This window comes from Segatella bryantii (genome assembly GCF_022024215.1).
GTDB lineage: Bacteria > Bacteroidota > Bacteroidia > Bacteroidales > Bacteroidaceae > Prevotella > Prevotella bryantii.
On the sequence record NZ_CP091797.1, the window covers coordinates 294167 to 306469 of the forward strand.

The following is a 12303-nucleotide window of genomic DNA, read 5'->3' on the forward strand; positions in this document are numbered from 1 at the left end:
GAAGACAAAACCTCTTTTAATGGTTATATATAAGTTATTTTTGAATATGCTTTTTGCCTGAAGTGACAACAATACCTTGGTAGGTTGGTGATACACGCTGGCCGGTAATGTTATATTCAGTTGCACTCTTGGTGTCAGTCTGTTTAATCGTTGTTATACCGGTAGTTGTGGCAGGAATGCCATACTCACTGAGCGATCCATATTCGTTTACAGCCTGTACTTTATAACTTTCTGTGTTTTTTGAAGATGCTAGAGCGGTAGTAGTATCATAGGTTGTATTGGTAGTGATTGCTACCACTTCGTCGCCTTGAGTTACGACGTAGCAGATAGCATAAGCTACAGGTTGCCATGACAGTATACCATCAGCAGAAGTTACTTCTGGAGTAGTGCAGGCTTCTGTTATTAGTTCAGGATTCCATCCATCGTCTCCACTACATACATTCTTAACGGTATATTGTGCAGCTTCCTCAGCTGTAAGAACAGCTTTTGCACTCTTGCCTTCTATGAGCTGTGTCTTCTCTGCATCGGCATAATAGTAGTAATCTACACGGCGCTGAGAAAGGTCGAGTGGATTGCCCTGTCCGTCCATAGAGTTAAACTCTGCCCAAAGTGCTGGGATACCACCCATTGTAGGATACCACCCAGTAGCAGGGATAGTTACCTCGAAACGGGTATTGAGATACACCGTTTTAGGTGTTTCATGCCAAGGACGCCCCAACCATACGTCGGTTTCGCTAGGTATACCAGGAGCTGTTACGATATTGTTTTGGAACACATAACCCCATTTACAGTTTTCACCCTGGTTAGGTGCTACGATATAACCACCACTCTTGCGGACGATATTGATTGTGTTGTCTATAATCATAGCATCGCCCTTGCCATAGAAGAAGTCAACGGCGCCTTCTATCAAACTGTTGCTTATGTATGCACGATGAGTATCGTCCTTGCCGGTGAACCAGGTATCCTGATATGAGCGGAGCCCCATCTTGTTCATGATCAGGCGATCGCCTTTAGAGCAGAGTGCCAGAGCCTGAGGACCATTATTTTGAGTTACACCGTACGAATTAATCAGGTCGATACCTTCCATGTAGATGTTATCCGATTCGATGTCGAGTGTAGCACCATCTTCGATACCATACTGGCCGGTACCGCTGGTGCGTTCGTCGCTGATAGTAACATAGTCTTTACCCTGGCCAATGAGGTGGATATGGGGTTTGGTAGCAGGTATGGTAATATGTCCTTTATATTCACCCTTCTTGATAAAGATAAGCCATGGAGTAGCTGCATTGGCAGGAGCAGCATCGATAGCAGCCTGAACGGTAGTATAGTCGCCTGTTCCGTCTTGAGCTACTATAGCATCAAAGACACTGGCGGTTGGCTGTTGACGTTCCATGGTGCTGAAACTGATGCTGACACCTTCGAAGGCATTGCCATTGCGGTCGGTAATTGCACCAGCAGGAAGAGTGAAGGTATAGTCTGTGGCGTATGATAAACCAGAATATGGGTATACTACGGTTTTGCCGGTTATGGTTGGCTGAAGAGTTTCGTCACCAAGTGTTGCATTTCCCTGGCCAACTTGTACTTTTTCGTCGAAGGTAAGTACGATATTGCCTGAAGCTGATACACCGTCTGTCTTATCTGCCGGATTAGAGCTGAGTAGAGTAGGTGCTACAGTGTCATCGCCCGATGCATGGTCTGCAGTAACAAAAATTTCTGCAATAGAAAGGCCGTCATTGGTAGAGCTAACACCTACCAGTTCGCTATCGAAATCAGGATACCAGCGAACATACACTTTCTGTTGATTGCTGTATTTCTCTGGTAATGTGAAGGATTTGACATCGCTCCAGCCTCGAGCAGGAATATTTTCGAATGTACCTATTGTTTCGTATTCCTTACCATCGAGAGATACCTGCTCATAGATAGTAGAGTATGAATTATAGTCGGTACCCAGGCAGTTGCTTACTTGAACATTATTGTAGCCGAGGGTAGAGAAATTAATTTCAAAAAAATATTTATCGGTCAGCGGATGCCAGATGCGTGCTGCATATTTGCCATTCTCCTGTCCGTTTTGTGATCCGCGTGAAAGCCATGAGGTGGTAGCTCCCTCTTCATTATGCAGACTCAGTAGGCCGGCGTTCTCGGTATCCGACTTATAGTCTGCTGCTCGTTCGGTCTTTGGTGAATCATCATATAAATCCCAACCTACGATATAATCATCAGTGGCAAAGTTTGCCGTGATGGTTGTGTCTGAATTCATGGTAATGACACGTTCTGTTGTTGTCGTGTTGTCCTCCCAGCCAGTAAAGGTCATAATCTTATTATTCTGGGCAGTCAGTTTCACTTCTGTGCCAATCTCATACTGGTGTTTACCATCTACGATATTGCCTTCAGGCTCAATCTTTACGAGGTTAGAACGGGCGCCATTGGTGAGTTTGACGTCCAGATTGTAAACAGTTGCCTTCTGCCATACGGCTTTTACATCTACGTTATTTGTTATCTTAAAGGTGTAAGGATTAGACTCAGAGAGGTAGTTGCCTTCTGTGTCGTTCCAGGCAATGAAGTGATAGCCGAAGTTCTCTGTTGCTGACAAGGTCACTTCTGTACCTTCGTCTAAGACGGAGGCTTCTGGACTTACTGAAATCGTACCGGCATCAGGATCAGAATTGCCTACATTGAGAGTATAGCTTGGTACTTCGACAACGGTACCAGAGAAATTTCCTGTTACTACGATATCGCGTATACCTATCTGTTTGGTATTGCCCAGACTCTTGACATAGAATTTTATGACGACAGGGTCGCCTGTAGTAACCAGATTCTGAATATCATAGCTCAGGTCTGAATAACCTGTATTGTTGCGATCTGGCTTGATATCTTGAGCAATGGTCACACTGTTGTCGCCTACTGATGCAACGATATCGAGGAGACCACCATCGGTACCGAATCGTACAGTCTTGAAGGCGATGTGTGTAGGCACGTATACAAGTCCTTTCTTAGGGGTGAGAGTGAAGTTGATGGTAGCATTGTCATCATCTGCGCTGACGGTCTCTGTTGGCTGTACACGATAGAATGATAGAGAGTTGACATTCTGAGGAGATGCTACTGTGAGTTTGCTGCCTATAGTCATGGTAGCAGTAGAGGTAAGACCAGCAACAGATAGTTCTCCGTTGGTAGAGCTTGTGGTTCCATCGCCCAGAGTCCATGTGGCGGTTACCCCGTCTTGAGCTTCACCGGTTTCCAGTTTCACGATTTCTCCTGTTACGGCTACATTGACAGTCTGTTCACCTTGTGCTATCTGGATATTACCATTTATCTCTGCGTTCTCATCAGTGATATTATATTTGGCATAGAGAGTTTCGAGTATCATGCCGGCTTCGTACGAGAGGGTGAGCGATGAACTCCAGTTTTGCTGGTCTGTTGATACCAGTATGTTTCCGGTAGTGGTCAGTGATACAGATCCCTGTTCAGGACTAAGTTCAAACCCTTTAAGAGTAAAACTCTTGGTAAGACTTTGTCCCTTGTAGCCACTACCCAGACTGAGGGCTGAAGGAGTAGCTGTGAGTTCAGTTGTCAGGTTGACATCGTCAGCAAGGATACCTTGTTCTTTCATCTTCTGGGCACAGAGTCGGGCTATCATGGTAGCACCAGTCTCATTAAAGTGGGTTGAGCCATTACCGTCGAAGAATAATTCGTTGGCCTTGGTATCACCATATTTTTCGAATAATTCTTCAGAAGCCTGTGTCAGATCGATAAAAGGCACGTCCATAGAGTCTGCTACATGTTTCATCATGGCAGGGTAATCCATAAGAGTATTGTCTTCGCTTACACTTTGGTTGGTGAGAACACCGTTTGAGGTGAGGACAGAGTAGCTGTCGCCCAAATCATGACGACCATTGCGGCGAATCTTGTTACCTGTGAAATACTTACGACATACAGGGCTTACCAATACAGGTGTACAGCCTGCGATGCGGCTCTCGTTGACAAACTTAATAAGGTAATCCTTATAGGCACCATTAGGAACAGTTCCACGAGTGTCCACGCTGGAAGCCTGGGCATCACCGATGCTCTCGTAATAAGCCTTGAGTTCTGCTCCATCCATACCGTCGTTTTTCTCATCGTTATGAGCAAACTGTATGAATACGTAGTCGCCTTCTGCCAGTTGAGTTTTGGTGGTAGCCCAGAAACGGGAGTCTTCATAGAAGCTTCGGGTACTGCATCCACCATGTGCATAATTAGCTACTAGTAGATTCTCGGTGAGGAAGTCTTGAAGATACATTCCCCAGCCACGAGTCACGGTTTGTGAAGGATCGTAAGGGGCCATGGTCGAATCACCAATAGTGTGAACCTTGCGTATGGCTTGTGCCCCAAAACTTGACAAAAGGGCGACAAGAACCATAAGAATTTTCATTAGGTTATTTTTCATCATTATTAAAAAGGATTAGTAATTTATTCGGTTGCAAAATTACAGATAACTCTACAAGGGATAGGGTGAAAAATAACGAAAAGAATGGGTAAAAAAAACGCAAACAACCGATTAACAGGGTGTTTGCGCTTGTATATGATATTTTTATTCTCGATATTCGCTCGGTGTTTTTCCGATAGAGGATTTAAATACCTTGGAGAAATATTTGGGATCGTTAAATCCACACATGTAAGCTATTTCGGATATATTCATATTTGTATTTTTTAGTAACTCTGTGGCTTTCTTGATGCGGGCCTCTTTAAGAAAATCACCAGGGGTGAGTCCTATAAGTTCTTTGAGTTTACGGGTAAGATTTGATTTTGACATTAATGCTGCTTCGGCCATTTCACTGACACCGGCATCAGTATCGCCGATGTGTTCTTCAACGAAGGTCATGACACGTTTCATGATGGCGTCGTCTTGTTCGGAGAGTTGTGGCTTACTTGTTTTTTCTTGGGCTGTTTTCTGTTCTTGTTCTTCTGTATGGAGTAGTGCCAGATAGGCTTCAAGGGTTTCCCTTTGCTGGCTTTTCATGCGTTTTATATAATAATAGGTATAGCCTCCTATAGCCAGTATGGTAATGATAGTCAGAAGATTAAGCAGTGTAAACCAGATTGTTTCTGTGAATTTAGGGGTAACATGAATTGATAGTTTGCGAGTATTGTTACTCCATGTGCCGTCTGCATTGGTGCTCTGAATGAGAAGTTCGTAATCGCCTGGCTTTAATTCTGGGAGTGTAATCGTACGATTGTGCCCCAGATAGTGCCACTCGGTATCATCAGCCAGTCGATAAGCATATAAGATATGATGGGGATCACTGTAATCGAGTGCAGCGAAAGAGAGAGAGAGCGTTCGTTCATCAGTTTGAAGTGTAATTTTGTTGAGTGCATCTGCATGATACAGGGTGGGATGATTCTCTATGCTTATGGCTGTCAATGCTAAATATGGTCGGAATCTGCTGCCCTGAAGTGCTTTCTCGTTTATCTGGATAGCTCCATCCTGGAGTCCTAATAACCAGCGGCCGTCAGCCAGACGGATAGGGGTGGCGTCGCAGAATCGGCAGGATCGTTGCAGAAAGTGCTTACTAAGCGAACGAGACTTGCCGGTTTGGGGATTAAGGATGATTAGTTTGTTGCTGCTTACGATAAGTATGTTGTTTCCTAGTGATACCATAGACAGCGCGATGTCTGAGGCAAGGCCCATTGACATGTCGAAATGTCGGAACCGGAGTTGTTTGTCGAGCAGATTCGTATTGAGAATTTCATTGACTCCGCCGCTTTCTGTGGCAATATAGAGGTGCCCCTGGTGTTCCAGAATATTCATGCAGGCCGAAGAGCTCATACTATTGACTCTGTTGGCCTCTTTCTGATGAAGAATAAACTTTTTATTCTTGATATCAGCCACAAATAGTCCTTCTGTTGTGGCTCCCAGCAGAACATTTCCTTTTCGGAATATTTTGCGGAAGCGCATTTGGGGTGCGGTAGGTGGCAGCCAGGATGTTAACTTGCCGCCTTTCAGTTGGAAAATGCCCTGAAACGAGGCTATCCAAGTTGGTTCATGACTGGAAGTAACGATGTCATAGATATCAAGAGGTGGTGAGCAGCGTTGAAAGCCGTTCTCATTGCCTATAAGCAAACCTTCAGGTTTGCAACCCAAAAGAATCTGTCCCTGCGCATCTTCTGCTATGGTATAGGCTGAGGCCTGAATGGGAATGGATTTCTTGAAATGAAGTGAACGGTCAAAAAGATAGATGCATTTTTCTTCACGACTAGAAATCCAAATCTGGCCTTTATGATCTTTGAAGAAAGCTCTTATTTGAGATGAATGGCCCACTTGGTCTAATTGTTTTACGGGAGAATGTGATGGAGTAAGTTTTTGGATACCATTCTTCATGATGCACCATAAATTACCCTGTCGGTCATACATCTCGAAGAGTTTTTCTTCTTTACCCTTCATAAATCTGGTCTGTCTGTGAGAGACCGAGTTGAGAATACGATTAGCGCGGACGGTAAGATTATAAAACTTGCCGTCTTTCTGACTAAATCTGTACCATGTCTCATCTACGCGACAGTATATGTCATTATTTTTGGCAAGTATCATATCGCGAATGCGATCAGTAGGCATATTGCTTCCATCACCAGCTTTCGACTTGAATGCAATAAATTCCTTACCATCAAATCGATTAAGACCATTCCATGTGGAAAACCACATCATGCCATTGTGGTCTTGTAGCATTTGAGTAACATGCCATTGGGTTAGACCTGAATCTTCATTGTAGAATGTCGTGTCATAAGTTTGGCTCTTCACGGTAGAAATGACCATAAGAAGCATCATTAGTAAATAGGTTCTCATGTATAAAGCTAATCTTTTTATTTAGGCGCGGCGAAGGTAATAAAAATATCAGAATAATCCAAAGGATATATTAAATATATAATATCGTATTTCATTTCTATTGTTCGATACTATGATGGCGAGGATGGTATTATCAAATAAGAAAGGGGCATTTCTCACGATATGCCCCTTTCTTGCTTAAATACAATAGTCAATTATCCATTTTTGTCTTTAATATGTCTTTCATATTCGGCAAGTTCCCGTTCTCCGAAGTGGGCCAGACCGTAATGTTCATCATGTTGACTAAGGTCTAGACCTACCCGTTCGCTCTCGATGCTGACACGCATAGGTACAAATTTATCTACTAACCAATAACCGAAATAACTCATAATAAAGGTGTAAACGAATACTATAGCGATGGCTAACAGATGATAGAGGAAGACGACAAAGCCATCCCATGTGCCGGCAATGAGCCCTTCCTGAATGAAGATACCTGTCATGACTGTACCTACAATACCACCTGTGCCATGGGTAGGAAATACGTCGAGAGCATCGTCTATGCGGCTCTGTGAACGCCAGTATACGGCAATATTGCATATCATGGTAATTATGAATGCAATAAATATGGTCTGCCCTACAGTAACATATCCTGCTGAAGGGGTGCAAGCTACCAAACCGACGACACAACCTACAGCTGCGCCCATAGCTGAAGGTTTACGGCCACGAAGACAATCGAAAAATATCCAAGTCATCATCGCTGTTGCTGAGGCTGTCGTGGTATTTAAGAAGGCTTTAACGGCTACACCATCGGCGTGTAAAGAACTACCTGCATTAAAACCAAACCATCCTAACCAAAGCATGGCAGCTCCGAGGAGCACAAAAGGTATGTTGGCTGGTTCCTCATTCTTGGTCTGAGTCTTTCTTCGACCAAGAAATATCGCTCCGGCTAATGCTGCAACACCAGATGAGGCGTGGACAACGATACCACCTGCAAAATCGACTACTCCCCATTTCAAGAATAGTCCATCTGGATGCCATGTCATGTGTGCCAATGGACAGTAGATCACTATGAAGAAAAACATCATGAAGAAGAGGTAAGCCGAAAAACGTACTCGCTCTGCAAATGAACCTGTAATCAGTGAAGGAGTAATAATGGCAAATTTCATCTGGAACAGAGCATAAAGAGCCAACGGTATCGTTGCGCCACCTACTAATTTTCCTGTTGGGGTAATATAAGTGTCGGCTCCTACATTCTGAAACATTAAAAAGGTGTTCGGATTGCCTAAAATGCCACCAATGTCGTCACCAAAACACAGACTGAAACCAAATGCTACCCAGAGTACTGTAATGATACCCATGGCGATAAAACTTTGGAGCATGGTTGATATTACATTTCGGGCTCCTACCATTCCTCCATAGAAAAAAGACAGTCCTGGGGTCATCATTAATACAAAAATCGTGGAGGTGATGAGCCAAGATACATCTGCACCATTGATCTTACTAAAATCACAGGTGAATGATGGTTCACTGACGAATAATCCTGATATGGCTATAAAGGCCATGCCAAGCATGAGTAAAATCCATTTCTTTTTGATATGCATAGCTATTTCTTTTATATATAATGGTTTGTGTTTTGGCTGCAAAGATAGCTTATTGTTGGCAAAAGTGGTGTAATTGATATCATAATGTTTTATTTATTATATTTATTCTTACGTATTGTAAGATATTTAATAATAAACGCTTACAGTTGGTTAGTATTTTTAATCTTTGACTTACGAATAGTAAGAATACTAATTATACTTGTAGAAAAATGTAATATATTAAACTAAAATAGTTTCAATTTGTTTATATTTGCAATCGTAAAGACAACACTTGATGTATTTTATCTTATTGTCGTTGAGAGAGAGATTTTGTAAGTTTATTATAGTGCCTATGTACTAATTAAAAAATGAATGTAATACGTGAGAAGCATGAATAAGCAGTTCACTTCAAAAGGTGGACTGCTATTTTAATTAACAAAGTAAATAAAAAAGATATATGAAAGAAACATTGAATATTGCACTTGTTGCACACGATTCACGTAAGAAAGAAATCATGAATTGGGTTAAGTTTAATGCAGACTTACTCTCTAATCATCATCTTTATGCGACGGGTACTACCGGAAAGCTTATCAGTGAGCTGAGTATTGTTACTGAAACAGATGGTGATAAAGAAGTGGTAACTTATCCTTTTAAAGATAAGGTTACTCGGTTACTGAGTGGTCCACTGGGGGGAGATCAGCAGATAGGTGCTATGATTGCTACCGGACAGGTAGATATGCTTATCTTCTTTTGTGACAACTTGGTGATGCAGGGACACCAGAACGATGTGTCGGCTTTGTCTCGACTGGCTTCACTTTACAATATTGCTTTTGCTACTAATCGTACGACTGCAGATATGCTATTGACATCGAGTTTATTGGGTAACGAGAGCTATGAGCGTAAAATACCTGATTGCATTCAGGCTTATGCTCATCGTAATTTAAATCAATAGCCAAAATATATAGTCTTGTTGTAAACTTGTCTTAAAAAATTTTGGCTATTTGAAAAAAAAATATTACTTTTGCAATCGTTTTGTAAAAGGGAGTACCTATTGCATAATAGGCGAGTAATTTAATGGTAAAATAGCGGTCTCCAAAACCGCCTTTCTGGGTTCGATTCCTGGTTCGCCTGCAAAGAAAAAAGTGAATTAGCACATTTTGCTAGTTCACTTTTTTAGTTATAATCACTTTACTTTTGATATAATCGCGATATTTTCCAATATTTAGTTCTTTGTGCGGATGTAATTGTTATTCTTCAGATCATTCATCAGTGAATTTATCCATTGTATTCTTAATGCGAAGACGTACCCGTTCGGCGAAACTAAGATGATGGGTCGCTTGTTCCTTGATATCGTATTCATGTGCACCGTTTTCATCATAATTTGTCGGTTTCTTGATGACGGAATTATGATTTGCTGCAGGATTATAGGGTCTGAACGTTAATTTATCCTCTTTCTGGTCATCCTTTTCTTCCAGATTTTCAAGCGTTTCTTGTTCGTTCTTCTCTTTTTGCTCTTCCAAAGTCTCTATTTCAAGATTAGAAAAATCATCATTTTCATCTTCCTCAGCTATTTCAGTGCTTGCATCCTTTTCAGTATTTTTGTCATTCTCTGCATTAACATCTTCCTCAGCTATTTCAGTGCTTATATCCTTTTCAGTATTATCTGCATCCTCAGAATGTTCAGTCTGATTTTTTCGATAGAGACTTTCGATGATTTCGTTATAATATAGCGTTTCATCTTCTCCATGATCTTTTTCTCTAGGCAGGAACTCATTATCCAGTCCCGTTGCTAGAATAATTACTTTGGCATCCTCGCCAACAGTATTGTCATCAGATACGCCCCATATCACATTAATATTTGGATCAAGTTCATACATGAAAGAGTCTATTTCTTGCATTTCACTGATCAAGAGAGGATGCTCTTCGCTCGTATAAATATTAAAGAGAATGCGTTTGGCTTTAGAAATATCGCTGCCGTATAGAAGAGGAGAGTCGAGTGCATTAAGAATCGCATTTTGAACACGTTTTTCGCCCGATGCTCTTCCGATAGCCATTAAAGCTCCGCCACCTCCCTTAATAGTAGCTTCCACATCTCTAAAGTCAAGGTTAATAGTGCCCTCAACAGTAATCAGTTCTGCTATACTTCTTGTGGCATCACTCAGTAATTTGTCGGCAGTTTTGAATGCTTCCTTGATAGGTACCCGTGTATCGGCATAGATATCACAAAGACGCTCGTTGTTCACAATAAGCAGGGCATCTACATTTTTGCGAAGCTGTTCTACTCCCTGTAAGGCCGTGATAATCTTATTGCGTTTCTCAAAAAAGAAAGGAATGGTAACAATACCTACTGTCAGAATGTTCAGCTGCTTGCACACACCAGCGATAATCGGGCTTGCTCCCGTGCCCGTTCCACCGCCCATGCCTGCAGTGATAAAGCACATTTTAGTGCCGTCAGACAACAATCGTTTGATATCGTCTACGGCTTCTTCGGCATCTCGTTTGGCGATTTCAGGATTGGCACCAGCACCCAAACCTGTGCCCAATTGTATTTTTACGGGTACAGGTGAATTTCTCAGACTCTGGCTATCAGTATTGCATACAGCAAACGAGACATTATCAATGCCTTCCCGGTACATATTGCTTACAGCATTGCATCCGCCACCACCTACACCGATTACCTTGATGATGTCTTTGGTCTTGTCTTCTATTTCTACATCGAAATCGAGCATATTCTATCTTTTTTTATCAGAATTCCCAAGTATAACTTACTCCGATATCAAAAGAATGCCAAGTGGCTTTTTCACCTTCTTCAAACCCTCCTTGATGGTGTCGTATGGCATATTCGCCTTTTACTACCAGGTTTTTGAGTGGTGAAAAGTTGATACCCACAGTATATTTATTAAAGTTGAGTTCGCCTAAATGAAACAATCCATCGTATCGCATAAATGGAATAAGTTCCATCTTATCTGTCTTTTCAGTTGTCTCAAAGAAGTCATAGCCGATTTCTATACCAGCAGATTTAGCTGATTGGTCGGTACAGTAAATAGCAGAACCGTCTATAATCCAACCATTCTCCTGGTAATCGAAGTCGAAAGCACCATACCATAGTCCGTCTGTACCAAGAAAATTCAAATCTTGTCGGTGATATTGACTTTTGCATGGCGTTCCCCAGTAGCTACTCACACCCATGCGAAGACCGTTGATAGGATAGTAGTTCAGGCGAATAGCTCCTCCTAGCATTTGGCTATTTTTTAGTGGGAGAGAAGTATAGATATAGCCGCCAATCTGATAATCCCATTTACCAAGGGAGCCATATATACTGGCGCCACCTTCGTGCCAGGTCATCGGAATAATATTCGATTCGCTTTCTGGGTCGTAGATGGTAAGTGCAGGTCCACCTGCGTTGACGATACCTACAGGAACCTCGATAATACCGGCTTTTGCACTGAAGGCCTTAGAAAAATCTTTGGCTATATACAGTTTGTTGGATGTAAAGTTGCCATCAAATTTATATTCCCACTGTTTATTTTCATAAAACTGCTCATATTCCAGTTCGGCCACAACAGTCCACCCTTTGCCCAAATGTAAATGGCCATTAATAATGAAATGAGGCAAGTCGAGCAAGTCAGGAGAATCAAGGTCCCCGTGTCTGCCATAGTTTACTTCAGAATACAAACTACCCTCAAATCGCTTATTATTGACACCGGTATTATCAATAATGATATTGGAATCTTTTTTATTCTCTGCTTTTTGATTTAAATATTTGTTACGGTCATCCTTAAAATGATGAGATACTTGTTCGCGATGTAAAACAGACTTAGGCTCATGATGAGAATTAGTTATGGTCGTGTCTTTTGTGGTAGAATAAGACACACGTAGCTGATTATCGGTTTGTTGAGCCTGCATGTTGAAAGAATTACAGAGAATCAATAA

The 12303-nt window shown here is 41.9% G+C and carries 6 protein-coding genes and 1 tRNA gene; 2 read left to right on the forward strand and 5 right to left on the reverse strand.

The genetic code is table 11. From position 1 onward, the window contains the following. Positions 1-34: 34 nt before the first annotated feature. The 3 genes from L6471_RS01055 to L6471_RS01065 all read right to left on the reverse strand — a co-directional run bounded on the left by L6471_RS01055 (position 35) and on the right by L6471_RS01065 (position 8391). On the reverse strand, positions 35-4405 hold the full coding sequence (locus L6471_RS01055; protein WP_237797061.1) for a pectinesterase family protein: 4371 nt from the start codon (positions 4403-4405) through the stop codon (positions 35-37). 159 nt (positions 4406-4564) lie between these two features. Further along, a complete protein-coding gene (locus tag L6471_RS01060; RefSeq protein ID WP_237797062.1) occupies positions 4565-6811 on the reverse strand; it encodes a helix-turn-helix domain-containing protein in 2247 nt (748 codons plus the stop codon). 194 nt (positions 6812-7005) lie between these two features. Next, positions 7006-8391: an ammonium transporter gene (locus tag L6471_RS01065; RefSeq protein WP_006281421.1), complete on the reverse strand. Its 1386-nt coding sequence runs from the start codon at positions 8389-8391 to the stop codon at positions 7006-7008. A 436-nt stretch (positions 8392-8827) separates the two neighbouring features. On the opposite strand from L6471_RS01065, the gene L6471_RS01070 reads away from it, so the two are divergent. Beyond that, on the forward strand, positions 8828-9322 hold the full coding sequence (locus L6471_RS01070) for a methylglyoxal synthase (protein WP_006281420.1): 495 nt from the start codon (positions 8828-8830) through the stop codon (positions 9320-9322). 108 nt (positions 9323-9430) lie between these two features. After that, positions 9431-9501, forward strand: a tRNA-Trp gene (locus tag L6471_RS01075). A gap of 128 nt (positions 9502-9629) precedes the next feature. Here L6471_RS01075 and ftsZ read toward each other — a convergent pair. Next, positions 9630-11099, reverse strand: a complete 1470-nt coding sequence (gene ftsZ, locus L6471_RS01080; protein ID WP_237797063.1) for a cell division protein FtsZ — start codon at positions 11097-11099, stop codon at positions 9630-9632. A gap of 16 nt (positions 11100-11115) precedes the next feature. Continuing rightward, on the reverse strand, positions 11116-12276 hold the full coding sequence (locus tag L6471_RS01085) for a hypothetical protein (protein WP_036858203.1): 1161 nt from the start codon (positions 12274-12276) through the stop codon (positions 11116-11118). Positions 12277-12303: the final 27 nt, after the last annotated feature.